This window comes from Amycolatopsis sp. NPDC005961, from assembly GCF_040629235.1.
Taxonomy (GTDB): Bacteria; Actinomycetota; Actinomycetes; order Mycobacteriales; family Pseudonocardiaceae; genus Amycolatopsis; species Amycolatopsis camponoti.
Map to the genome: position 1 here is coordinate 41,274 of NZ_JBEXVF010000015.1, position 23,806 is coordinate 65,079.

At 70.3% G+C, this 23,806-nt stretch carries 20 protein-coding genes; 8 read left to right on the top strand and 12 right to left on the bottom strand.

The features are described from left to right. Positions 1 to 44 precede the first annotated feature (44 nt). The gene (locus ABZ342_RS16270; protein WP_360473483.1) at positions 45 to 980 is read left to right on the top strand and encodes a WYL domain-containing protein; all 936 of its coding nucleotides are present in this window, start codon (positions 45 to 47) and stop codon (positions 978 to 980) included. Here ABZ342_RS16270 and ABZ342_RS16275 read toward each other — a convergent pair. The 4 genes from ABZ342_RS16275 to ABZ342_RS16290 form a co-directional block, all read right to left on the bottom strand. Then, a complete protein-coding gene (locus ABZ342_RS16275) occupies positions 964 to 2,784 on the bottom strand; it encodes a DUF262 domain-containing protein (protein ID WP_360473485.1) in 1,821 nt (606 codons plus the stop codon). The genes ABZ342_RS16270 and ABZ342_RS16275 overlap by 17 nt on opposite strands. Positions 2,785 to 2,886: 102 nt before the next feature. Next, positions 2,887 to 3,669 (bottom strand): SDR family oxidoreductase, encoded by a 783-nt coding sequence (locus ABZ342_RS16280; protein ID WP_360473487.1) that lies wholly within the window; start codon positions 3,667 to 3,669, stop codon positions 2,887 to 2,889. A gap of 22 nt (positions 3,670 to 3,691) precedes the next feature. Further along, the gene (locus ABZ342_RS16285; RefSeq protein WP_360473489.1) at positions 3,692 to 4,675 is read right to left on the bottom strand and encodes a glutathione S-transferase C-terminal domain-containing protein; all 984 of its coding nucleotides are present in this window, start codon (positions 4,673 to 4,675) and stop codon (positions 3,692 to 3,694) included. A gap of 8 nt (positions 4,676 to 4,683) precedes the next feature. Then, entirely contained in the window at positions 4,684 to 5,160 is a 477-nt protein-coding gene (locus tag ABZ342_RS16290; RefSeq protein ID WP_360473491.1) for a MarR family winged helix-turn-helix transcriptional regulator, read from the bottom strand. A gap of 104 nt (positions 5,161 to 5,264) precedes the next feature. Here ABZ342_RS16290 and ABZ342_RS16295 point away from each other — a divergent pair, with 104 nt between their 5' ends. Then, positions 5,265 to 5,822, top strand: coding sequence for a YceI family protein (locus tag ABZ342_RS16295; RefSeq protein ID WP_155543674.1), 558 nt, complete (start codon positions 5,265 to 5,267; stop codon positions 5,820 to 5,822). 21 nt (positions 5,823 to 5,843) lie between these two features. Here ABZ342_RS16295 and ABZ342_RS16300 read toward each other — a convergent pair whose 3' ends face one another. Continuing rightward, on the bottom strand, positions 5,844 to 6,449 hold the full coding sequence (locus ABZ342_RS16300; RefSeq protein ID WP_360473493.1) for a TetR/AcrR family transcriptional regulator: 606 nt from the start codon (positions 6,447 to 6,449) through the stop codon (positions 5,844 to 5,846). 53 nt (positions 6,450 to 6,502) lie between these two features. Between ABZ342_RS16300 and ABZ342_RS16305 the strand changes: the two genes are divergently transcribed. Continuing rightward, positions 6,503 to 7,459 carry a pentapeptide repeat-containing protein gene (locus ABZ342_RS16305; protein ID WP_360473495.1) on the top strand — a complete coding sequence of 319 codons (957 nt, stop codon included), beginning with the start codon at positions 6,503 to 6,505 and terminating at the stop codon, positions 7,457 to 7,459. An 11-nt stretch (positions 7,460 to 7,470) separates the two neighbouring features. On the opposite strand, the gene ABZ342_RS16310 is transcribed toward ABZ342_RS16305, so the two are convergent. From ABZ342_RS16310 to ABZ342_RS16330, 5 genes are all read right to left on the bottom strand, one after another. Then, on the bottom strand, positions 7,471 to 9,474 hold the full coding sequence (locus ABZ342_RS16310) for a TIM-barrel domain-containing protein (protein ID WP_360473497.1): 2,004 nt from the start codon (positions 9,472 to 9,474) through the stop codon (positions 7,471 to 7,473). Between the two features lie 9 nt (positions 9,475 to 9,483). Next, on the bottom strand, positions 9,484 to 10,287 hold the full coding sequence (locus ABZ342_RS16315; RefSeq protein ID WP_360473499.1) for a carbohydrate ABC transporter permease: 804 nt from the start codon (positions 10,285 to 10,287) through the stop codon (positions 9,484 to 9,486). After that, complete coding sequence (locus tag ABZ342_RS16320) at positions 10,284 to 11,216, bottom strand: sugar ABC transporter permease (protein WP_360473663.1); 933 nt, start codon at positions 11,214 to 11,216, stop codon at positions 10,284 to 10,286. The genes ABZ342_RS16315 and ABZ342_RS16320 overlap by 4 nt, the downstream gene beginning before the upstream one ends. A 2-nt stretch (positions 11,217 to 11,218) precedes the next feature. Then, positions 11,219 to 12,448 carry a sugar ABC transporter substrate-binding protein gene (locus ABZ342_RS16325; RefSeq protein WP_360473501.1) on the bottom strand — a complete coding sequence of 410 codons (1,230 nt, stop codon included), beginning with the start codon at positions 12,446 to 12,448 and terminating at the stop codon, positions 11,219 to 11,221. Between the two features lie 136 nt (positions 12,449 to 12,584). Continuing rightward, the gene (locus tag ABZ342_RS16330; RefSeq protein WP_155543681.1) at positions 12,585 to 13,592 is read right to left on the bottom strand and encodes a LacI family DNA-binding transcriptional regulator; all 1,008 of its coding nucleotides are present in this window, start codon (positions 13,590 to 13,592) and stop codon (positions 12,585 to 12,587) included. 348 nt (positions 13,593 to 13,940) lie between these two features. Here ABZ342_RS16330 and ABZ342_RS16335 point away from each other — a divergent pair, with 348 nt between their 5' ends. Then, the gene (locus ABZ342_RS16335; protein WP_360473503.1) at positions 13,941 to 16,859 is read left to right on the top strand and encodes a glycoside hydrolase family 3 C-terminal domain-containing protein; all 2,919 of its coding nucleotides are present in this window, start codon (positions 13,941 to 13,943) and stop codon (positions 16,857 to 16,859) included. On the opposite strand, the gene ABZ342_RS16340 is transcribed toward ABZ342_RS16335, so the two are convergent. After that, positions 16,860 to 17,675, bottom strand: a complete 816-nt coding sequence (locus ABZ342_RS16340) for an SAM-dependent methyltransferase (protein WP_360473506.1) — start codon at positions 17,673 to 17,675, stop codon at positions 16,860 to 16,862. A gap of 114 nt (positions 17,676 to 17,789) precedes the next feature. Between ABZ342_RS16340 and ABZ342_RS16345 the strand changes: the two genes are divergently transcribed. The 3 genes from ABZ342_RS16345 (at position 17,790) to ABZ342_RS16355 (ending at position 22,473) form a co-directional block, all read left to right on the top strand. Further along, the gene (locus ABZ342_RS16345) at positions 17,790 to 19,118 is read left to right on the top strand and encodes a cytochrome P450 (RefSeq protein ID WP_360473508.1); all 1,329 of its coding nucleotides are present in this window, start codon (positions 17,790 to 17,792) and stop codon (positions 19,116 to 19,118) included. A gap of 72 nt (positions 19,119 to 19,190) precedes the next feature. Continuing rightward, complete coding sequence (locus tag ABZ342_RS16350) at positions 19,191 to 20,282, top strand: alpha/beta fold hydrolase (RefSeq protein WP_360473510.1); 1,092 nt, start codon at positions 19,191 to 19,193, stop codon at positions 20,280 to 20,282. 88 nt (positions 20,283 to 20,370) lie between these two features. After that, complete coding sequence (locus ABZ342_RS16355) at positions 20,371 to 22,473, top strand: EAL domain-containing protein (RefSeq protein WP_360473512.1); 2,103 nt, start codon at positions 20,371 to 20,373, stop codon at positions 22,471 to 22,473. 7 nt (positions 22,474 to 22,480) lie between these two features. Here the strand turns inward: ABZ342_RS16355 and ABZ342_RS16360 are convergent, their stop codons facing one another. Further along, on the bottom strand, positions 22,481 to 23,143 hold the full coding sequence (locus ABZ342_RS16360; RefSeq protein ID WP_360473514.1) for a nitroreductase family protein: 663 nt from the start codon (positions 23,141 to 23,143) through the stop codon (positions 22,481 to 22,483). Between the two features lie 219 nt (positions 23,144 to 23,362). On the opposite strand from ABZ342_RS16360, the gene ABZ342_RS16365 reads away from it, so the two are divergent. Further along, a complete protein-coding gene (locus tag ABZ342_RS16365; RefSeq protein ID WP_155543688.1) occupies positions 23,363 to 23,782 on the top strand; it encodes a hypothetical protein in 420 nt (139 codons plus the stop codon). Positions 23,783 to 23,806 lie beyond the last annotated feature (24 nt).

The following is a 23,806-nucleotide window of genomic DNA, read 5'->3' on the forward strand; positions in this document are numbered from 1 at the left end:
TGTGTAGGACAGTTTCGGTCCTAGACGTCTGGGAAGATCGGACCATGCGCGAAACCTCCGGCCGGCTGCTGCGGTTGCTGGCCCTGCTGCAGATGCACCGCGACTGGTCGGGCACGGAGCTGGCTTCACGGTTGGACGTCACGACCCGGACCGTGCGGCGGGACGTCGACCGCCTGCGCGAGCTGGGCTACCCGGTGCACGCGGTGCTGGGCCCGGTGGGTGGCTACCGCCTGGGCGCGGGCGCCGAGCTGCCGCCGCTGCTCCTGGACGACGACGAAGCCGTGGCGGTGACGATCGCCCTGCACACGTCCGGTTCGGGTGAGGCGTCGCTGCGGGCGTCGAGCAAGCTGTCGCGCGTGCTGCCGTCGCGGCTGCGGAACCGCGTCGCGGCGTTGGAGGCGAGCATGCTGGCCCTGCCGTCGCGCGGGCCGGTGGTGGACCCGGCGGTCTTGACGGCGGTGTCGGCGGCGATTCGCGCGGCGGAGACGCTGCGCTTCGACTACGTGGACCATGCCGGCAGCGTGTCCCGCCGCGCGGTGGAGCCCCATCGGCTGGTGTCGTGGGGCCGGCGCTGGTACCTGGTCGGCTGGGACACCGCCCGCGGCGACTGGCGCACGCTCCGCGCGGACCGAGTGTCGTTGCGCACCCCGAACGGCCCGAGGTTCACCCACCGCGACCCGCCCGACGGCGACCTGACGGCTTACCTGACCCGGACGATGGGCCGCGAGATGTGGCCGTTGCGCTGTTCTCTCCGCATCCACGCCCCGGCTTCGGAGGTGGCGGGGCGCGTCGAGGGAGAGGTGACGGCGATCGACGCGCGGACGTGCCGGCTGGAGCTGGCGTCCGATTCGTACGACATCGTGGCGTTCGTGGTGGGGATGCTGGATGTGGCGTTCGAGGTGGAGTCGCCCCCGGAACTGGCCGAACGGCTTCGGGTGCTCTCCGCGAGGTACGCCGAAGCCGTCAGAGACCGCCGCTGAAGACGCCTCTCAGCTCGTCGACCGGTGCGTCGGTCTGCACCTCTTTGCCCATGACCCGGCTGATCAGCGACACCAGTGCCCGCTCGCGATGGCTCACGAACGTCTCGAAGTCGTCATTCCGCAGGTCGATCGCGAATATCTGGTGCGAGTGCACGTTCTGGTCGATGGTCTCGGGTGTCGTTTCGGCGCTCTTCGCGAGCCCGCGCAGATAGACGGACGGTGGCCGGCCACCGATGATCCGGTTGGTGCGCGCGGTCAGCGGTGTCTTGTTGATGATCGAGTTGTACCGGTTGGCGTCGATACCGGCCTTCTCGCACCACACCTTCGGGAAGATGTGGTGGATGTCCACGGCGTTGTCGAAGTAGTTCTCGTCGGACATGTCCGAACCGGTGCACCAGTCGAGCGGACCTTCGTGCAGCAGCAGGGCATAGAGGCCCTTGTAGGCGGCAGATCCACGGGTCCGCAGCGACCAGAGGCGGCTGGAGACGAACTGGGCTTCCTGGACGGTTCGAGGCTCGGTCTCGGCTCCGCGGACCCAGTCGACGAGATCCGGGACGTCGCGCGCGAACCGCGTCTCCGTGGTGCCGCCGTAGAGCTCACCGAAGACCCCGCACCAATACCAGCGTGAGATCTTCTGCCGCGCGCCGACTGTATCGGCCTGCTGACGGAGAAGGGCGAACACCGCGGCCATCGGGATCAGCTGGCTGCCGTAGGGCAGGAACCGGGTGTCGAAGATGTGCTGGGCGTGGAGGAACTGCGCCGTGGCTTTGAGCCCTTCGGTCACGTCGGGAGCCCACTTGAGGTACTCGGGCAGGGTCAAGTTGAGCATGTCGGCCCGGCGGCAGCCGATCCGTGGCGCGCTGGCCTCGTCCCGGCCGGCCTCGATGGCTGCCTGTCGCCGCTCGATGGTGGCCAGCAAGGCCACGGCCTGGAGGAAGTCGGTGTTGGCGACGTTGCCCAGGATGTCGTACTTCCCGGTGCTCCAGGACGCCTTGCGGTCGTCCCAGTCCTGGCGCAGGTCGAAGTCGTCGGCCGCGAACGTCGCCGTGAGCAGCTCGAAGACCGTGAGCGTGACTCCGCCGGTGTTGACCTTCTCGAACACCTGGCAGACGGCTTGTCGAGGCGTGCTGCGGCCCAGTTCGATCACGGGCAGCTGGTACTGGAGGAAGCGCTGGACGACGATGTCGTGAAAACTGCCCCACAGTTTGAGGTTCTCGGTCTGCCGCTCGGGGTCGGACTGGAAGAAACCCATCATCCACCGCATGGAGTCGAACAGCGCGGTGCAGGGAAACAACCTCGCCGCGTATTCCTTCTCCGGAGTCGAGAGGTCCAGCACGGGACGGCCGCGGAAGTCGAGGCGGATTTTCGTCTCCGGCACGAAGACGATGGCGTCCTCGCGGTCGCCGTCGTCGAGGACGGCGCGCTCCATGTCGAGGTAGAACCAGCCCTTGACGTCTTTGCCTCGGACGTCCTGGGTTTCGACGGGTGCGTTGCGGAAGATCGACTGGTACAGGGACGTCAGCCGTTGCTGACCGTCGAGGATCAGCCGCTCGGGAGCGGTTTTCGAGAACGGCTGGGCACCTTCTACAGGTCTTGTCTTGAAGCGCGTCTCGCCGCCTTGCTTCAGCATCATCACGGTTCCCGCGGGATAACCGAGAGAGATGGAGGCGATGAGGCTCGCGATGTTGCGATCCGGCCACACCCATCCGCGCTGGAACTCGGGTAGCTGCGTCTCTCCCTGGTCGACCTGCGCAAGCAAGTCTTTGAGGAACTCCTTCTCGATGCCGAAGGCCTCAACACCCACGTCTGCTCCTGTCCTCTTCGCCGTCCGCCCTATGTCGTGAGAGCGCGGCGAAAAGTTTCAGAGTGGAGGTCAAGGGCCGATATCGATTGTCTTCGGTGCTGATCAGGTGTGCGTGCCGCCGTCGATGCGGATTTCCGTGCCTGTGATGAACCTGCCGTCGTCCGAGGCCAGCATCGCCACCACGCCCGCCACCGTCTCCGGGCCCGCCACCGGGTTGCCCACCTCGGTCGTGTGGTCCGTCGGGAGGATCGGGAGCAACCGCCCGAACAGCGACACGTCGATGTTCTGCGGCAGCCAGCTCAAAGCCGAGTCCGTGATGCCGCTCTTCACGCTGCCCGGGGCGATGCTCACCGCGCGCAGGCCCTGCTTGCTGTACTCCAGGGCCAGCGAATGCGTGAACGCCTGGATGCCGCCCTTGCTCGCGCAGTACGCCGCCATGTACGGGTGGGCGAACGACGCCGACGTCGAGCTGAAGTTGACCACCACGCCGTTCTCCGACTCGAGCAGCGACGGCAGGGCCGCCCGCGTCACCAGGAACGTGCCGGTCAGGTTGACCGCCAGCACCCGGTTCCACAGCTCCAGGGACGTCTCGTGCGTGTGCGACGCCAGCAGGATGCCCGCCGCGTTGACCACCACGTCGAGGCCGCCGAGCGCGTCGACCGCCGACCGCACGCCGAACGCCACCGACTCCTCGTCGGCCACGTCCATGACGTACGTCGTCAAGCCCCCGCGCGGTGCGGCTTTCTGGGTCTCGATCAGCCCCTCTTCGGAGACGTCGGTGCCGATGACCCACGCCCCCTCGTCCATCAGGCGGAAGGTGGTGGCCCGGCCGATGCCGGAGCCGGCACCGGTGACCAGGATCCGGCGATCGCGCAGGCGTTCCATGGCGATCACCGTAGCCCGGAACCTAGAGCGCGGGCACCCTCTCGGACTCCACGGGCGGGCCCGGCGGGGTGCCGTCGCCGAACGGCCGGCCGCCCAGCTGCTCGCGGTCGTGCGGCGTCAGCCAGCCGGAGACGTCCGGCCCCAGCGGCACGATCCCGCTCGGGTTCACGTTCTTGTGCACCACGTAGTAGTGCTCCTTGATCTGCGGGAAGTCGATCGTGTCGCCGAACCCGGGCGTCTGGAACAGATCGCGCGTGTACGCCCACAGCACCGGCAGCTCGGTGAGCTTCTGCCGGTTGCACTTGAAGTGGCCGTGGTAGACCGCGTCGAACCGGACGAGCGTGGTGAACAGCCGGACGTCGGCCTCCGTGATCGTGTCGCCGACCAGGTAGCGCTGGTCCGCGAGCCGCTCCGAGAGCCAGTCCAAGCGCGAGAACAGCTTGGTGTACGAGTGGTCGTACGCCTCCTGGGAACGGGCGAAACCGCACTGGTAGACCGCGTTGTTGACGTCGGTGAAGACCTTCTGCGCGACGTCGTCGATCTCGTCCCGCAGCTTTTCCGGGTACAGCTCGGGCGCGCCGGCGCGGTGGTACGCGGTCCACTCGGTGGACATGTCCAGCGTCATCTGCGCGAAGTCGTTCGTGACGACCTGGCCGCTCGGGACGTCGACGAACGCCGGCACGGTGATGCCGCGCGGGTACCCCGGGTCGCGCTTGAAGAACGCCTCCTGCAGCCGCTCGATGCCGAGGACCGGGTCGCGCCCGTCCGGGTCGAGGTCGAAGCTCCAGCTCCGCTCGTCGTGCACCGGGCCGGCGATGCCCATGGACAGCACCGGCTCGAGGCCGAGCAGGCGCCGCACGATCACCGCGCGGTTGGCCCACGGGCAGGCGCGGGCGACGATCAACCGGTAGCGGCCGGGCTCGACCGGCCAGCCGTCGCGGCCGTCGGCGGTGATGCGGTCCGGGATGTAGTTCAGGTCCCGCTGGTACTCGCCCTTGTCGCTCATCGCGTCCTTCAGCAGTCGTCGGTCGGGGGAGCGGCGTCGAGCGCCGCGGCCAGCCGGGCCAGCACCGGCCCGGCCGTGCGGATATCCTCGGCGCTCAGGTGGTCGAACACCGAAGCCCGCGCCCGGGCGAGGTGGCCCGGGTAGGCCGCCTCCAGTCTGGCCAGTCCCGCGTCGGTCAGCACGGCGTTGGACGCGCGCCCGTCCTCGGCGCACTTGCGCTTCTCGACCAGGCCGCGGCGGGTGAGGTCGTCGACGACCCGGCTGATCCGGCTCAGCGACAGCCCGGTGGTCGCGGCCAGCGCCGAGATGCGGAGCAGGTGGTCCGGCGCTTCGGACAGCGCGACCAGCACGCCGTAGTCGGTGATCGCGAGGCCCGTCTCGGGGAGGAACTGGTCCTCGAGCGCCCGCGGCAGCGCGGTCGTGATGCGCATCAGCGACCGCCAGAACGGGGCTTCGTCGGGATCGAGCGCGTACGGTTCACCCATATCGGCGAGTCTAGCGAAAGCTTGCTTGCGCAACCAGTAAATGTGAGTACAGTGTTGTTGAACCCTCAATCACCTGGGGGACCACACGGAGGAGAGAAGCCAGCATGACCAGCGCGACCACCTACCCCCAGCTGACCGGTGAGTACACCCTGGACGCCGCCCACTCGCGGATCGGGTTCGTCGCCCGGCACGCCATGGTGACCAAGGTTCGCGGCAGCTTCAACGAGTTCACCGGAACCGCGACGATCGACGGTGACGCCCCGGAGAAGTCCTCCGCCCAGGTCACCATCCAGGCACACAGCATCGACACCCGCAACGCGGACCGCGACGGGCACCTGAAGAGCAACGACTTCCTGTCGATGGACGAGTACCCCACGATCACCTTCACCACGACCGAGATCAAGCAGACCGGCGACACGTCCTTCGACGTCACCGGCGACCTGACGATCAAGGACGTCACCCGTTCGGTCACGATTCCGTTCGAGTTCGAGGGCTCCGCCAAGGACCCGTTCGGCAACGACCGGATCGGCTTCGAGGGCTCGACCACGATCAGCCGCAAGGACTACGGCATCACCTGGAACGCCGCCCTCGAGACCGGCGGTGTCCTGGTCAGCGACAAGGTCACCCTCGAGTTCGAGATCTCGGCGATCAAGAACGCCTGACCCCGGGACCGGGAACCGGGGTCAGCTCCGGTTCCCGCTCGCCCGCAGGTTTTCGATCCCGACGTCGAGCGCCGCTTCCAGGTGCTCGATGCCGCCGGTCGACAGCATCACCACCACGCCGCCCTGCAGTCCCGCCAGCAGGGCGGCGGCGGTGCGTCCGGAGTTCAGGCGCGGGCTCACCTCACCCGCGTCCTGCATCCGGCGGATACCCGCCTCGAGCTCGTCCTGCCAGGCGCGCAGCAGCTCGCTCACCACCGCCTGCGCTCCCGGCGTCGCGCGGCCGAGCTGGGAGATCAGGACGTTGAGCGGGCAGTACTGACCCCGCTCGCGGTAGTGCGAGACGACCGTGTCGCGCCAGCGCTTCCACGCCGCCCACGACGACAGCTCGCCGAGCTGCGGCTGCTGGGCCGCCATCACCTGGCCGGCTTCGAACTGCGCCACCGCCAGCAGGAGCTCTTCCTTGCCGTCGGGGAAGTAGTGGAAGAGCTGGCTCTTGCTGGTGCGCGTCCGCGTCCGGACGTCGTCGAGCGTCGTGACGGCGACGCCGCGCTCGCGGATCTCCGCCGCGGCGCCTTCGATGATCCGCTGCCGCGTCGCGGCGCCCTTCAGGGTCAGCTTTGGACTCACAGGTCCACTTTAATCCGTTGTCGCGAAACGGGGCGAGACGGGACAATCCCGGCATGTCCACGGTCACGCCCTTCGCGGTCCTCGCGCTCATCGGTGCGGTGTCCGGCGCGGTCACGGCGTGGCTGATCCTCCGCCGGAACCCGCCGGTCCAGGTGCTCACGCCGGCGGCGCCGCCGGAGCCGATGGAACCCGAGGTCACCGCGCGGCTGCTGGCCGACGAGTACTCCGTCCGGCTGGCCGCGCTGGCCGGCCTCGCCGGGCGGGCCGACGCCGACCCCGCGCGGCGCCAGGACTGCGTCGACGAGATCGCCGCCCAGCTTCGCTACCGCTGGCACGACCAGCCGGCGTGGCAGGCCGAGCTGTGGCGCCTCCTGCTCCCGCACCTGCGGCGGGACTCGCCGCGCTTCTGGCCCGGGATGTACCTGCGCGCCGAGCACGTCGTCCTGCACGACGTGGACCTGCGCGGGTGCGAGCTCCTCGACGTCGTGTTCCGCAGCGTGCGTTTCGTCGGCGACGCCCGCTTCGACGGGGTGGTCTTCACCGGCCTGGCGTGCTTCGAGGAGGCGTGCTTCGCCCGCCACGCCTGGTTCAGGGGCGCGCGGTTCGGCGTCGGCGCGGACTTCGAGAACGCGACCTTCACCGGAAGCGCGGAGTTCACGCGGGCGACCGCGGGCCGCGCGATGTGGTTCGACGAAGCCCGGTTTTCGGCCCGCACGGACTTCTCGGAGGTGGTGTTCGCCGACGACGTCTCGTTCGCGGGTGCCGGTTTCGCGGGACGCACGACGTTCCGCGGCGCGCGGTTCGCGGCGGACGCCTTCTTCGGCGGCGCCCGGTTCGGCGGGCACGCCGACTTCACGGGAGCGACGGCCGACCGGTTCCGGTTCCCCCGCGCCCACGCCCGCACGGACGTGTACGCGGTCCGGCAGTGGCCGACAGGCTGGGCGCCCGGTCCGCCACGGCCGCTCAAGCCGGGCCTGTGGGCCGAGGTCGTGAGGGAGAAACAGGGTTAGAACGCTGTTTCTCACTCACGACCGGTGATCGGCACGTCGGCACCGTCCCGCAGGAAGACCGGGATGCGGTCGGCCGGTGCCGGCGCCTCGATGGTGACTCCGCCTTCGTGGCGCGAGCCGGTCACCGCGTCCGTCCACGCCGCCCCGGCGGGCAGGTACACGCGCCGTGTGGTCAGCCCGGGTGAGAGCACCGGTGCCACCAGCACGTCCGGCCCCAGCAGGAACTCGTCGGTCACGTCCCACGCCGCCGCGTCCGCGGGGAAGTCGACGAACAGCGGCCGCATCGGGGGGACGCCCTGCTCGTGCGCCACCCGCATCTGGGCCATCAGGTACGGCCGCAGCCGCTCCCGCAGCCGCAGCGCCGCCGTGATCGCCCTCAGCGCATCCGGACCGTAGGACCAGGCTTCGTTGGGCCCGCCCGTCATCGAAGGGCCGAACGGCGGCCGCGGGTCGCGGAAGCCGTGCAGGCGGAACAGGGGGCAGAACACGCCGTACTGGAACCACCGGACCATCAGTTCCCGGTAGGCGGGCGACGACGGGTCGCCGCCGTGGAAGCCGCCGATGTCCGTGGTCCACCAGGGGATCCCGGCCAGCGCCACGTTCAGCCCGGCCCGTACCTGCGTCCGCAGCGACGCCCACGTCGCCGGGACGTCACCCGACCACAGAGCGGCCCCGAAGCGCTGGCTGCCCGCCCACGCCGAGCGGGACAGCAGCACCACCTCGTCGTCGCCCTCGGCGCGGATGCCGTCGTGGAACGTCTGCGCGTTCGCCTGCGGGTACAGGTTGAACACCTCCGCGCCCGGGCCGACGTGGAAGCCGAGGTTGTGCGGGTGGCCGGGCTGGATCTCCGGCTCGTCGCCGTCCAGCCACCACGCGCGCACGCCCAGGTCGTAGTAGTTCTCCTTGACCTTCGACCAGACGAACCGCCGCGCCGCCGGGTTGGTCGCGTCGTAGAACGCCACCGGCATCTCGACGTCGAAACCCTTGTCCTTCCACGGTGCGTGCGCCGGGACCCCGCTCTCGGCGGCGACCAGCAGCCCCCGCTCGTGCAGCTCGCGGTAGTTCGACGACAGCGGGCTGACCGACGGCCACACCGACACCATCAGCTTGACGCCCAGGTCGGAAAGCTCCCGCACCATCGCAGCCGGGTCGGGCCACTCCGCCGGGTCGAACTTCCAGTCGCCGAGGTGCGTCCAGTGGAAGAAGTCCGCCACGATCACCGACAGAGGCAGCCCGCGCGCGTGGTACTCGCGCGCCACTGCGAGAAGCTCGTCCTGGGTCTGGTACCGCAGCTTCGACTGCCAGAACCCGGCCGCCCACTCCGGCAGCATCGGCGCGTACCCGGTCGCGTCGGCGTAGTGGCCGAGGATCTCCTTCGGTCCGTCGCCGGCGGTGACCCAGTAGTCGAGCTGACGGGCGTCGTCGGCGACCCAGCGGGTGCCGTTGGCCGCCAGCTCCACCCGGCCGACCGCCGGGTTGTTCCACAGGAACCCGTAGCCGCGGCTGGACAGCAGGAACGGCACCGACACCTCGGCGTTGCGCTGCACCAGGTCGAGCACGAGGCCCTTCTGGTCGAGCCGGCCGTGCGTGTGCTGGCCGAGGCCGTAGACCCGCTCGTCGTCGTAGGCGGTGAACCGCTGTTCGAGGCGGCCGTACCCGTTGCGCGACGGCATGAACAGCCGGGCGCCGGGCCACCAGAAGTGCGCGCGCTGCTCGGAAAGCAGCTCCTCACCGGTGCCGGTCCGGACGAACCGCAGCTGCGCGTCGATCCCGGTGTCGGTGTCGGCGATCTCGACGATCGCGGTGAGCGGGCCGTTGACGACCTTGCCGATCCGCTCGTCGACCGACGCGGTGGCGGCCGACGGCTTCGCGGGCAGCAGCGCCCCCGGCACGTCGTCGAGGATGCGGTGCCGGCCGGCGCGCACGCGCAGGCTGCCCTCGCCCCAGGGTTCGACGCGCAGGACTTCGTGCCGCACGGTGACTTCGAGCGAGCGGCCGTCTTCGGACGTGATCACGCGGACTCCTTAGTCTTTGACGGCACCGCTGGTCAGCCCGGCGACGACGTACCGCTGGGCCACGACGAGCAGGACGGCCGCGGGGACCGCGGCGAGGACGGCGGTGGCCATGATCCCGTTCCAGTCGGCGGACTGGTTGCCGACGAACCGGTAGATGCCCACGGTGATGGGCTCGAACGACTGCCCGGTGGTGAGGGTGACGGCGAAGAGGAAGTCCGCCCAGGCGAACAGGAACGAGAAGAGCCCGGCGGTGACGAGCGCGTTGCGGCTGACCGGGAGGATGATCGAGCGGAACGTCCGCCAGTGGCCGGCACCGTCCACTCGCGACGCTTCGGTGAGCTCTCGCGGCACGGAGATCATGAACGCCCGCAACAGGAGGATGGCGAACGGGATGGTCGCGGTCGAGTCGGCGAGCACCAGTCCGAGGTAGCTGTCGATCAGGCCGAGGTTGGCGAACACCGTGTAGAGCGCGTTCGCCATCACGATCCCGGGGATCATCTGCACGATGAGCAGCACGAACACCAGCACCGGCCCGCCGCGGACCTTCAGCTGGGCCAGCGCGTACGACGCCGGTGCGGCGATCACCAGCGACACGAGCACGGTGCCGAGCGCGACGACGACGCTGGAGAGCAGGTGCGGCCCCTGGGAGGACAACGCTTTGCGATAACCGTCCAGGGTGCCGTCGACGGGGACGAACGCCGGGTCCGGGCGCAGCAGCGCGCCGCTGGGTTGCAGGGAGGCGTTGACCATCCAGTACAGCGGGAACAGCAGGACCGCGACGATCAGGACGCCGAACACCGTCCGGGCTTTCACGCCGCCGCCTCGGCCAGGGTCGCCCTCGCCGAGCGCAGGTACAGCAGCCCGAACGCCGTCGCCACCAGGATGAGGATGTTGCCGACGGCGGCGCCCTGCCCGAACGCGAAGTCCTGGAACGACAACCGGTAGGACCACGTCGTGAGCGTCTGGGTCGCGTTGGCCGGCCCGCCGCCGGTGACGACCATGATCACGTCGAACACCTTGATCGTGTAGACCAGCCCGAGCATGAGCACGATCCCGGTGACCGGCCGCAGCAGCGGCCAGGTGACGTGCCGGAACCGCTGCCACGGGCCCGCGCCGTCCAGCGACGCGGCTTCGTAGAGCGACGCGGGGATCGCGCGCAGCCCGCCGTGCAGGATCACCAGGTTGAACGGGATGCCGATCCAGATGTTGGTGAGGATCACGGCGGGCAGTGCCCAGCCGGTGCTGCTCAGCCACGGCACCGCGTCCAGGCCCACGAGCCGCAGGGCCGCGTTCAGCACGCCGTGGTCCTCGTCGAACATCCACCGCCAGACCGCACCGCTGACCACCAGCGGCAGCAACCAGGGCAGCAGGAGCAGCGACCGCAGCAGCGCGCTGCCGAGGAAGCGGCCGCTGAAGAAGACCGCGAGCGCGAGGCCGATGCCGAACTGGAAGACGAGCGACCCGGCGGTGAACAGGACGGTGTTGACGACCGCCGTCGAGAAGAGCGGGTTGTCGAAGACGGCGGCGTAGTTGGCGAAGCCGACGAAGGGAGCTTCGCCGGTGTAGAACGACTTGACCGTGTAGTCCTGGGTGCTCATCACGACGTTCGCGGCGAGCGGGTAGCCGAAGAACACGACGATGTAGGCCAAGGCCGGCAGCAGGAACAGCCACGCGGAGAACCGGTTGTCCCGCCGGGGTTTCCGGCCGGCGCGGGGAGGCGCTGCGACGGCCGGGGCCACCAGCGTCACGAACCGCTCGCCTGCTGGGCGGCTTTCAACGCCTGGTCGGCGGGCTGCTTCCCGGTCAGGGCCGCCTGCAGCGCGTCGGCCAGGGCTTGGGACACCTTCGGGTACTTCTCGCCGAGTTCGGTGGTGCGGGAGCGGGCGGTGCCGACCTCGTCGACGAACGCCTGCATCGCCGGCTGCTCCGCGCCGAACTTGGTCGCGGCGGCCGTCTTCGACGGGATGTAGGCGTGGGCTTTGCTCCACTCGAGCATCGTCGGCTCGGAGAGGATGCAGGAGAGCACCTTGCCGGCCGCCTGCTGGGCCGGGCCGCTGGTGACCGGCACGGTGCCGACCTCGCCGCCGAGCGCGACCACCGGCTTCGCGCCGGCCTGCGGCACCGGGATTGGCACGACGCCGTAGTGCAGGGACTTCTGCTCGTCGAGCCGGGCCAGGTTCCAGGACCCGTTGACCATCATCGCGGCGTTGCCCGCGACGAACTGGTCGGCGACGTCGTTCTGGTTCCACGTCACCACGGACTTCGACGCCGACCCGGCGTTCACCAGGTCCGTGACGAATTGAAGCGCTTTCACGGACTGCGCGGAGTCCAGCTGGGACAGTTCGGCGCCGTTGCTCCAGAAGAACGGGAGGAACTGCCAGGTGCCCTCTTCGGACGGGATCGCGGAGAAGGCGAGGCCGTACTTGCCGTCCTTGGTGAGCTTCGCCGCGGCGGCCTTCAGCTCGTCCCAGGTCTTCGGGGCCTCGACCCCCGCGGCGGCGAGGAGGTCCTTGTTGTAGATCAGCGCGAGGCCGTTGACGCCGGGGGCGACGCCGTACACCTTGCCCTGGTAGGTCCCGGCCTTGACGATGCTCGGGTAGTAGCCGTCGGTGGTGATGCCGTAGCCGTCCAGCGGGGTGAGCGCGCCGGTCGCGGCGACCTGCTGCAGCGTCGGGTTGTCGGTGAACAGCAGGTCCGGCAGCGTCTTCGAACTGGCGCCCTGCAGGACCTTCGGCAGCATCTGCGCGGTCGGCACGGTCTGGCGCTGGATCTTGATCCCGGTCTGGGACGCGCAGGCGTCCAGGATCTTCTGCCACGCCGCGGAACCCTGCTCGTCGGCGTAGTAGTCGAGTTCGGTGATGGACGAAGCGGGCGCGGCACCCGAGCCGGGGGACGGGGTGGCGGGGCTGGGGCTGCAGGCGGCCAGGAGCGCGGCGCTCGCGGCCAGGATCAGGGCGCGACGGGGTAGGGACATGGTGATCCTCCTTCGACGCTGGAGCAGAACCGGTTGCCGATCCGGCCAAAGGTAGGCCGGCCCTGCAGCGGCAGGTGACCGTTGCCACGGGCCGGATCGGCCGTGGCCGTGACCGGATCGGCAATGAACAACACAGTCAAGCTCGCGGCGCGGCGGTGCTGTCGCGCCGGGTGAGACGAGGTCCGAGGAGGCGGACCTCCGGAGTGGTGTGGCCGGCGAGGCGGCGCATGGTCATCTCGACGGCCTGGGCCCCGACCTCCTCGGCCGGGATGGCGACCGTCGTGAGCGCGACGGGGTGCTGCTCGGCCATGGTGTCCGGGCAGACGGCGACGACTGAGATGTCTTCTGGCACGCGCAGGCCGCGGTGGCGCAGGTCCGAAAGCAGCCCGGGGAGCACGGCTTCGTTGTGCACGACCAGGCCGGTCAGGTCCGGGTCGGCGGCGAGCAGATCGTCGAGGCAGGCGCTCACGGCTTCGTAGGAGTGGGCGCACGGGCGGTTCGTCGCCCGGACGCCGTGGCTCTTCGCCGCGTCGTCGAACCCGCGCAGGAACCGCGTCGCGTAGCTCGTGCCGCGCCGGTAGACCGCGGGGGAGGGGCCGATCAGCGCGACCGAGCGGTGGCCGAGCTCGGCCAGGTGCGCGACGCACGCCGAGCCGGCGGCGGTGAAGTCCAGGTCGACGCAGCTCAGGCCGGCCGGGTGGTCGGGCACGCCGATGAGCACCACCGGCAGGTCGAGCGCGATGAGCATCGGCACCCGCGGGTCGGCGGCTTCGACGTCCATCACCATCAGCGCGTCGGCGATCGCCGACGACGCCACCCGCTGCAGCGCGGCGGGGCCTTCGTCCTTGGTGAGCAGCAGCAGGTCGTGGTCGTGCGCGCGGGCCGCGGTGACCGCCGCGGCGACGAACTGCATGACCACGGCGACGTTGAGGTCCGTGCGCAGCGGCACGACCAGGGCGAGCACGTTCGTCTTGCTGCTGGCGAGCGCCCGGGCCCCGGCGTGCGGGTGGTACCCGAGCTTGCGGATACTCTCCTCGACCAACCGGCGGGTTTTCGGTGAGATCGAACGCTTGCCGCTGATCACGTACGACACCGTGCTGGGTGCCACGCCCGCCGCCGTGGCGACGTCGTTGATCGTGACCACGGGCGGCCTCCTGGGGACGTGACAGAGTGGAACTCTGTCGAAGCGCATCGACGATGGCACGAAGGTAAGGGACACCCGCTCGAAACACAAGCAGAATTCGCCGCCGGAAGATATTCGATTCGCATTCGACGACAAACGGTCGTGTCGAAACTGTCGAACGCGCCTGATAGAGGATCTTCCCGCAGCTCAAGGCGCAGTTCTGGCAGCCCGTCGGACTTCCTGGGCGCGCTCCCAGGAAGTCTTGACCTCGTGCTCACACGACTGTAATAGTCGTCCCCATCCTCACCTTCGACGCGAATGTTCCGCGCCGCACTGTCGAAACGATTCGACGAATCCGGGAGGCCGTCCGTGCGCCAGTCCCCGCTCCGCCGTGCCCTCGTCCCGGTGGTCGCCGCCGCCCTCCTGCTGGCGCCCGCGCCGGCGCTCGCGGCCCCGCCGATGCCGTTCCGCGACCCGGCGCTGCCCCTCGCCACGCGGATCGGCGACCTGCTGTCCCGGCTGACCGCGGACGAGAAGATCTCGCTGCTGCACCAGTACGAACCCGCCATCCCGCGCCTGGGCATCGGCGTGTTCAAGACCGGCACCGAAGCACTCCACGGCGTCGCCTGGTCCACCGACTACGACAACAACGGCGCGGTCGTCAAGGCCGACGGCACCGTGTTCCCGCAAGCCATCGGCTTGGCGTCGACGTGGGACCCGGCACTGGTGAAGGAGGTGGGCGCGGCCGTCGGGCAGGAGGCGCGTGGCTTCAACGCGCGCAACCCGACGCTGTGGGGGCTCAACCTGTGGGCGCCGGTGGTCAACCTGCTGCGCGACCCGCGGTGGGGCCGCAACGAGGAGGGCTATTCCGAGGATCCGCACCTCACCGGCGCGCTCGCGACCGCGTACGGCCACGGCATCCAGGGCGACGACCCGAGGTACCTGCGGGCCGCGCCGACGTTGAAGCACTACCTCGCCTACAACAACGAGGTCGGCCGCGACACCAGCAACTCCTCCGTGCCGCCGAAGATCCTGCACGACTACGACGAGCAGGCGTTCAAGATCCCGCTCCAGGCCGGCGCGGCCAACGGCGTCATGCCGTCGTACAACCTGGTCAACGGGCGGCCGAACACCGTCAGCCCCGACCTCGGCGGCCTGCTGCGGAAGTGGGCGCCGCAGGACATCGCCGTCGTCAGCGACGCGGGCGCCCCGTCCAACCTCGTCAACTCGGAGAAGTACTACGCCACCAAGGCGGAGGCGGACGCCGCGGCCATCAAGGCCGGGCTCGACAGCTTCACCGACAACGACACGAACGGCTCGATCACCGTCGAGGCCGTCAAGGAAGCGCTGGCCCGCGGGCTGCTGACCATGGCCGACGTCGAGAAGGCCGACCGGCACCTGCTGTCGCTGCGCCTCCGGCTCGGCGAGTTCGACCCGCCGGGCCGCAACCCCTACGTGAAGATCACCCCGGCGGTCATCAACTCCCCGGAGCACCAGGCGCTCGCCCGCAAGGTGGCGGACGAGCAGGTCGTCCTGCTGCGCAACACCGCGAACGCGCTTCCACTCGACCCGGCGAAGAAGAAGGTGGCCGTCGTCGGCCCGCTGTCCGACACGCTGTACGAAGACTGGTACAGCGGCGCGATGCCGTACCGCGTCACGCCGAAGCAGGGCATCGCGGAACGGCTCGGGACCTCGGTGGCGTCGTCCGAAGGCGTCGACCGGATCGCGCTGAAGGACCTCGCCACCGGTCGCTACCTGACCGCGCCCGCCGCGCCCGGCAAGGTGACCGCGGGCGGGACCACCGCGGGGACGGCGGAGTCCTTTGACGTCTACGACTGGGGCGCGGGCAAGAACACCCTGCGTGCCGCGGCGAACGGCAAGTTCCTCGGCTACTCCGGTGGCGCCCTGGTCAACGACGCCGCCCAGCCGACCGGGTGGTTCGTGCAGCAGCAGCTCAAGCTCGACCCGCAGCCCGACGGCAGCTACGTGCTCGAGTACGCGGGCAACGAGGTCACCGAGCCGTGGTTCGGCCCGAACCGCTTTGCCGTCGTCGGCGCCGACGGGGTCCTCACGATCTCCGCGCCCGATGCGGCCCACGCGACGAAGTTCGGCCGCGACGTGCTTCGCAGCGGCGTCTCCGACGCGGTCGCAGCGGCGCGGGGCGCGGACACGGCCGTCGTCGTGGTCGGCAGCATGCCGTTCATCAACGGCCGCGAGGCGAACGACCGGACGAGCACGTCGCCGGCCCCGGCGCAACGGGCGCTGATCGAAGCCGTGCAGAAGGCGAACCCGCACACGGTCGTCGTGGTGGAGAACAGCTACCCGACGACCGGCTGGGACACGCTGTCCGTGCCGGGGATCGTGTGGACGAGCCACGCGGGCCAGGAGACCGGGCACGCGGTCGCCGACGTCCTCTTCGGCGACCACGACCCGACCGGACGGCTCACGCAGACCTGGTACGCGTCCGACGCCGGGCTGCCGAGCATCCTGGACTACGACATCGCGAAGACCGGGATGACGTACCAGTACTACCGCGGGAAGCCGTTGTACCCCTTCGGGTACGGGCTGAGCTACACGAACTTCCGGTACGGCGCTGTGCATGCTTCGCGCCTCGGTTCTTCCGTGCGGGTCAGTGTGGACGTGACCAACACGGGCGCGCGGTCCGGGACCGACGTCGTCCAGCTGTATTCGAAGGCGGCCGGCGTGCAACGGTTGCGGGACTTCTCCCGCGTGACGCTCAAGCCGCACGAAACACGCTCGGTGAAGTTCTCCGTTCCGGTCGCGGACCTGGCGTCGTGGAACGCCTCGCTCGGCCGGTCCGCGGTCGAGCAGGGTACTTATGACTTCTCGGTGGGCCGCAACGCTTCCGACCTCTCCGCGGCGCAGCCGGTGTTCGTTCCGGGGGAGCGGATCCCGCCGCGCGACCTGAGCCGCACCACCCCGGCGCAGAACTTCGACGACTACTCGGGGACGACGCTGACCGACACGTCGAAGACCGCCGGGACGTCGGTCGCGGCCACGGCCGGGAGCTGGCTGGCCTACCGCGACGTCGCGCTCTCCGGCCCGTCGCGGTTCGCGGCCTCGGTGTCCACAGTGGACTCGGCGCGCGTGACGGTCCGCCTGGACTCGCCGACCGGCCGGGTCCTGGGCACGGCGACGGTGCCGTCCACCGGGGACCGGTACGCGTACACGACGGTGACGGCCCCGCTGGCGAAGGCGACCGGCCGTCACGACGTGTACCTGACCTTCGACGGGCCGGTGAACCTGGCGGCGTTCTCCCTGCGGTGACTAGGGTTTCCGGCCGACCCCGGCGTACGGGAGCGCGTTGATCGCCGGGTCGTCGGACATGTCGCCGGCGCCTTCCGGCTTCCACATCGCGCAGCCGACCACGCCCGGCTCGACCATCTCGAAGCCGTCGAAGAAGGCGAGCACCTCGTCGTGCGTGCGGGGGACCGGCTGGTTCTGCTGGTCCTGGTTGCTCTTGTACACCTCGACCGCCTCGTCGAGGCGGCCCGCCTCGGAGTCCGCCGCGACGTGCGTCACGGCCAGGAAACTGCCCGGGGCCAGCCGGTCGCGGTAGCGGGACAGGATGCTCGCCGGGTCCCACGAGTCCGGCACGAAGTGCAGCAGCAGCAACATGAACACGCCGACCGGGCGGTCCAGGTCCAGCAGCTTGCCCGCACCGGCGAAGATGTCGTTGACGTCGCGCAGGTCGGCCTGCAGCACCAGGCAGTTTTCGTTGTCCTGCAGCAGCAGTTCGCTGTGCGCGACGGCCACCGGCTCGCGGTCGACGTACACGACGCGGCACGACGGGTCGGCCTGCTGGACGATCTCGTGCAGGTTGCCCACGGTCGGGATGCCGGATCCGATGTCCAGGAACTGCCGGACGCCGGAGTCGACCATGAACTTGGCCGCGCGGCGCAGGAACGCGCGGTTGAGGCGGGCGGCGTCGCGCACGCCCGGCATGATCTTGAGGATCTGCTCCCCGAGCGCCCGGTCGGCGGCGAAGTTGTGGTCGCCGTCGAGCCAGAAGTCGTACACCCGCGCCGGGTTCGGCACCGTGGTGTCGATCTCCGGCGGTACCCAGCTCAGTTCCCCGGTCACGGGACCTCCCACCCTCGCTCAAGACGCCCGCTCGAGACGACGGAGTGTAGCGCCATCCTCCGTTCGTGTGGACCCGCGCTCGGCGTGCACACCGTCCCGTTAGGGTGATGCGACATGACCGACGCGCGTCCCGTGCCCGGCCGCCTGCCCGTGCTCGGGCACACGGTGGCGCTGCTGCGCAACCCGTTGAAGCTCTTCACTTCCCTTCCGGCGCACGGAGATGTCGTCGAACTCCGCCTCGGTCCGTTGCCGGTGCACGTGGTCACGACCCCGGAACTGTCCTGGCGGGTGCTCGCCACGGACGCCGACAAGTTCGACAAGGGCCTGGTCTTCGACAAGATGCGCCCGCTCTTCGGCGACGGCCTGGCCACCTCGAACGGCGAGCTCAACCGCCGCCAGCGCCGCCTGGTGATGCCCGCCTTCGGCCGGACGCGGATCGCGGGGTACGCCGAGAACACCATGACGAAGCTGGCCGACGAGCTGGCGAGCTCGTGGCAGCCGGGCGAAGTCGTCCAGTTCGACCGGCGGATGCAAGACCTCGTGCTGACCATCGCCGGCCAGACGCTTTTCTCGACCGCGCTCGGCGACGAAGCACTGGCGGAAATCCAGCATTCGATCCCGATCATGCTGAAATACGTGCTGATCCGGGCTTTTTCTCCGAAATTCGTGGAGAAGCTGCCGATCCCGCCGAACCGTAAGTTCGACGCCGCGGCCGCGCGCCTGCGTGCCGTCATCGGCGAAACCGTGGTGGCCGCCCGGGAACAGGGAGCCGACCATGGCGACCTGCTGTCGATGCTGCTGCTGGCCCGCGACGAGGACACCGGCGAGGGCATGTCCGACCGGCAGGTGCACGACGAGGTCATCACGATCCTCACCACCGGCGCCGAGACCACCGCCGTCGCGCTGGCCTGGTTCTTCCACGAGCTCGGGCAGCACCCGGAGGTCGAACGGCGGTTCCACGCGGAGGTCGACGAGGTGCTCGGCGGCCGGCCCGCGCGGTTCGAGGACCTGCCGGACCTGGTGTACACGCACCAGATCGTCAACGAGATCGTGCGCCGCACCCCGCCGCTGATCCTCATGCGCCGCGCCCGCGAAGACGTCGAGCTCGGCGGCGTCACCATCCGGGCGGGCAGCGAGGTCGCGGTCAGCCAGCACACGCTGCACCGTGACCCGCGCTGGTTCCCCGATCCGGAGCGCTTCGACCCGGACCGCTGGACGCCCGGCGCATCCGCGGAACTGCCGAAGGGGGCGTACATCCCGTTCGGCGCGGGTGCGCGGCTGTGCCCGGGGCACGTGTTCGCGCCGACGGAGATCGGCATCGTCGCCGCCACGATCGGGGCGCGCTGGCGGCTGGTTCCCGTGCCGGGCAAGAAGGTCCGCGCGCAACTGAAGGCCACCATGCAGCCGAACCGGCTGCCGATGACCGTGGTGCCGCGGACCTGACGGTACCCGGTCAGCTACCGGGTGTAGTGTTTCCGAGTTCGTTCACCTGTCCGAGCCCAGAGGGAGTGCGGCGTGAAGCTGCCCGTCAAGGTGACGTCAGCCTTGTTCGCCTGCGGAGTCCTGCTCGCTTCACTGACCGCCGCGATGCCCGCCGAGGCCGCCGCGATCTCGTGCACCGACACGGATCTGCCGGTCAGCGGCCCGGGCCTGCCGCCGCTCGTGCCGGGCGCACCGGCGACCATGCACGGCCGGCTGTGCCTGCCCGCGGGTGAGGCGCCGGACACCGTCCAGCTGCTCGTGCACGGCGGGACGTACAACAGCGCGTACTGGGATCTGCCCTACCAGCCGGAGCGCTACTCCTACCAGCGCGACATGGCCACGCACGGCTACGCGACCTTCGCCGCCGACCAGCTCGGCGCCGGGCGCAGCAGCCGGCCGCTGAGCCTGCCGCTGTCGGTCTGGGCGGCGGCCGAATCGACGCACGAGGTGGTGGGGCACCTGCGCGCCGGGCACGTCGGCGGCGTGCGGTTCGCGAAGGTCGTCATCGTCGGGCACTCGGTCGGGTCCGGCGTGGTCGCGGTGGAGGCGTCGACCTACCACGACGTCGACGGCGTGGTCCTCACCGGCATCACGCACCTGCCCGCGCTGCCGGTGCTGGCGATCGGCGCGGCGCTGGGCCTGCAGCCCGCGCTGCTCGACGGTCAGCTCGGCCGCCTCGGCAGCGACCCGCTGTACTTCACGACGAGGCCCGGTGCGCGGGCCGGGCTCTTCTACGCCGCGGGAGATTCCGACCCGGGCGTGATCGCCGCCGACGAGGCGACCAAGGACCAGGTTTCGGTGCCCGGCATGGGCACGGTCGCGCTGTTCGGGATCGTGTTGCCGGCGACGAAGGGAATTACCGTACCGGTTTTCCAAGTGGTGGGGGAAAAGGACGTTCTCTTTTGCGGCCTGCTCGCCCTGCGTGACTGTTCGGACGCACGGGTGCTGCGCGCGCAGGAAGCGCCGTATTACGCCGACCCGTCGAACTTGTCGATGTACGTCCTCCCGGGTGCCGGTCATTCCGTTGCGTTGCACGAAAACGCGGCGGCTTACCGTGACGCCACCCGGTCGTGGTTGCGCGATCGCCTGACGATCGCTCCGCAGGGTTATCACTCGATCGGATGAATGCTGTTTCGCGCACCGGACACAATTTCGCGCCAAGATATATCGGCTACCCGATCGGTGTGTTGACCGGACCCCAGGACAGGCTGAGGTGACTGCTCCTTATCCCCGCGGTGACGACCCGCGGAAGAAGCCGTCCGCCGAACGTGCGGCGAGACGGCTCGCCACCCTGGCGCGCAAGTGGGGCTACCTGGTCAGCACCACGGCCTACCTGCCGCACACGCCAGAGGAGATCGAGCGCGAGCTGGCGGTCCTGGTCGGCCGGCTGTTCGAAGCGGTCGCGAGCGACCTGCCGGAGCTCGAGGAAGCCGCGGCCGCCGGTGCGCGGCTCGTCGAGCTGCGGTGCGTCGGCTCGGACAGCCTGCGCCGCAGCCTGGAGGTGCTCGGCAAGGCCCTGCTGCGCGAGCCGGAGCTGCGCCGGGTCGACGGGCTGGCGGAGCGGGTCGTGCTGGTGCTCGGCGCGCTCAGCTCGGGCTACGGCGAGACGTTGCGCGAAGACATCCAGAAGCGCCAGGAAGGCCTGAGCCGGGCCCTGCTGAAGGTCGAGCAGGAGACCCGGCAGAAGCAGGTCATCACGCGTGCGCAGTTCGAAGAGGTGTTCGCCGGCTCGGCCAGCGGCATCGCGCTCACCGAGCTGGACGGGCGCGTGCTGCGCGCCAACGCGGCGCTCGCCAAGACGCTCCAGCGGACCCCGGCCGAAATCTCCGCGATGACCCTGTTCGACCTGGTCCACCCGGACGAAGTCGACCAGCTGCGGGAGGCCTACGCGGAGCTGGTGGCCGGGCGGCTGCACCGGCTGCGCGTCGGCCGCCGGCTGGTCGGCCGGGACGGCGAGCCGATGTGGGCCACCTTCGCCGCGTCGGTGATCCGCGACGCGGTCGGGGCGCCCCGGCAGCTGATCACCCTCGTCGACGACGACACCGAGGTGTCGCTGCTGCAGCGGCGCCTGTCCCACCAGGCCCTGCACGACGTGCTGACCGCGTTGCCGAACCGGCAGTTCTTCAGCACCCGCCTGGAAAACCTGCTGCGCGAGGCCGACGCGTCGCGGGGCGTCACGCTCTTCCACCTCGACCTCGACGGCTTCTCGCAGATCACCGGCGGGCTCGGCCAGGAGCTGGGCGACAAGGTGCTGCGCGGGGTCGCCGGAAAGCTGAAGGCGGTGTTCGAGGGCGAGAAAGCCCTCGTGGCGCGGCTCGGCGGCGACGAGTTCGGGGTGCTCGTGCAGAACACCGAGCACACGCCGGGCGTCCTGACGCTCGTCCGCCGGATCACCCACGAGCTGGCGGAGCCGGACTACGTCGACGGCGACCACGGCGTGGCGGTGTCGGCCAGCATCGGCGTCGTCCACCGGCCGCCGCGCGACATCACCCCGGCCGAGCTGATGCGCGCGTCGGACCTGACGCTGCGCCGCGTACAGCGGACCGGGGCCCAGTGGGGCCTGTTCGACCGCGAGCTGGACCGCCGCGACCGCCACGACTTCGGGCTCGCCGCGGCGATGGCGGGCGCCTGGGAGAACGGCGAGATCGAGGTCGGCTACCGGCCGCTGGTCGCCGCGGTGGACGGCTCGGTGCGGGGCGTCGAGGCGCGGCTGCGCTGGAACCACCCGACCGAAGGCGTGTTGCCGCACGAGACGTGCGTGCGGCTGGCGGGGGAGACGGGGCTGGCGCTGCCGCTGGGCACGTGGCTCCTGCGCACGGCGGTCGAGCGGGTCGCGGCGGCCGGCGTCGGCGTGCCGCTGACGGTCGAGCTGACGGCGCAGCAGGCCGCCGACCCGGAGCTGGTCGGCGAGATCCGCGCCGTGCTCGAGTCCACCGGCCTGGCGCCGGTGCGACTGAGACCCGGGTTCCCGTCGGCGACGCTGCCGGCGGACTCCGGCGACGCCGCCGACAACCTGAAGGTGCTGGCGGAAATCGGCGTGGCGGCGGAGATCCACGGCTTCGGCGACGCGACCTGCCTGACCGAGTTCCCGGCGCGCACGGTCCGCATGGCGCCCCGGCTCGTGGAGCGCCGGACGCACCCGCTGGTGGACCGCACGCTGACGGCACTGGTCGAGGCGGCCCACCTGGCCGGCGCGGAGGTCGCGGTGACCGGCATCGACCACGCGGACCAGCGCGACTGGTGGCGGGACCGGGGCGCGGACCGGCTGTCGGGACCGCTGTTCACGGAGGTTCCGGGCGGCTTGCCGGGTTGTTGAGTTCTCTTCAGATTCGTACGAGTACTTCGTCGAGGGATTTGCGTCGCAGGTCCGGGACCACGCAGTCGTCGGCCGGGTAGCCGACGGGGATCACCGCGAACGCCCTCTCGTTGCGGGGCCGTCCGAGCAGTTCGCCGAGGAACCGCATCGGCGACGGCGTGTGCGTCAGCGCCGCCAGTCCGGCCACCTGCAGCGCCGTCAGCAGCATGCCCACCGCGATGCCCACCGACTCGTCGACGTAGTAGTGCTTGTGGACGCCGCCGTCGTCGTCGAGCGCGAAGCGTTGCTGGAACACGACGATCAGGTACGGCGCGTCCGTGAGGTGGGGCTTCACCGCGTCCGTTCCCAGCGGCCGCAGCGCCTCGAGCCACTCGTCGCCGAGGCGGCCGTCGTAGGAGATCCGTTCCTCCGCCTCCGCGGCCTCCCGGATCGTCCGGCGGACCGCGGGATCGGAGACCAGGACGAACGTCCACGGCTGCTGGTGCGCGCCGCTGGGGGCCGTGGAGGCCACCGCGATCGCGTCGAGCACCGCGCGTTCGGGGACCGGGTCGGGGGAGAACATCCGGACCGAGCGCCGCGCTTCCATCCGCTCGCGCAGGGCGGCGGCCTCGGCGACGGCTTCGGCGGCGGGCACGCGGGCCGGCCGGTACGGGACGGGGCGATACGTCATGCCCGGATTGTGGCGGGGGACACCCCCGCGCCAGCAGGGCCGAACGTGCGATTCTCGACCCACTGACGTCCGGTATACGGACAGTAAGGTGATCCTTCCTTCGATATTTACGCCGAATGGCGCAACACAACTAGGCGGTTCGGTCCTGTCGCGCGAAGTGACGTCCTCATTACCCTCCAGTAGTCAGTGGTGCCGATCACAGTCGCCGGAGGAGGCCCCATGGCGTCGCGCGTCCGAGGACCCGGCTCCGAAGACCGGCGCGAACTGCGGCTCAGGCACATCGCCGGCTGCCTCTCCTGCACCCTCAAGTGCGGGTACTGCGGCCTGCCCGTCCGGCTCACCGGGCGGGGCGATCACCCCGGCTACGGCGTGGTCGAAGAAGTCACCGGGGAACTGGTGCTGCTGCACCGGTTCTGCCGCGGCGCCCTCGGCCGCTGCGGGACGCGGGGGTGCGTGCTGCGGCGCGCCCACCTCGGCCGCGCGACCGAGCAGTACGAAACCGGCCGCCGCCGTCCGGGGCGCTACCAGCGTCTCGGCGTCCGCCGGTCGGCCGACCTCGATCTGTACCGGAAACACTGGCGGGTCGCGAAGATGCGGTACGCGTGCAAGGCGTGCCGCTACTACACCGGCTCGCACTGAGCCGATCCTCGAAGTACGACCGGA

Bases quoted from the DNA above. Each gene is read 5' to 3' on its own strand.
- ABZ342_RS16305 (WP_360473495.1), top strand. From the start codon at position 6,503: ATGTCCACGGTCACGCCCTTCGCGGTCCTCGCGCTCATCGGTGCGGTG.
- ABZ342_RS16345 (WP_360473508.1), top strand. From the start codon at position 17,790: ATGACCGACGCGCGTCCCGTGCCCGGCCGCCTGCCCGTGCTCGGGCAC.
- ABZ342_RS16290 (WP_360473491.1), bottom strand. From the start codon at position 5,160: ATGGGTGAACCGTACGCGCTCGATCCCGACGAAGCCCCGTTCTGGCGG.
- ABZ342_RS16325 (WP_360473501.1), bottom strand. From the start codon at position 12,448: ATGTCCCTACCCCGTCGCGCCCTGATCCTGGCCGCGAGCGCCGCGCTC.
- ABZ342_RS16360 (WP_360473514.1), bottom strand. From the start codon at position 23,143: ATGACGTATCGCCCCGTCCCGTACCGGCCGGCCCGCGTGCCCGCCGCC.
- ABZ342_RS16365 (WP_155543688.1), top strand. From the start codon at position 23,363: ATGGCGTCGCGCGTCCGAGGACCCGGCTCCGAAGACCGGCGCGAACTG.
- ABZ342_RS16270 (WP_360473483.1), top strand. From the start codon at position 45: ATGCGCGAAACCTCCGGCCGGCTGCTGCGGTTGCTGGCCCTGCTGCAG.
- ABZ342_RS16285 (WP_360473489.1), bottom strand. From the start codon at position 4,675: ATGAGCGACAAGGGCGAGTACCAGCGGGACCTGAACTACATCCCGGAC.
- ABZ342_RS16280 (WP_360473487.1), bottom strand. From the start codon at position 3,669: ATGGAACGCCTGCGCGATCGCCGGATCCTGGTCACCGGTGCCGGCTCC.
- ABZ342_RS16295 (WP_155543674.1), top strand. From the start codon at position 5,265: ATGACCAGCGCGACCACCTACCCCCAGCTGACCGGTGAGTACACCCTG.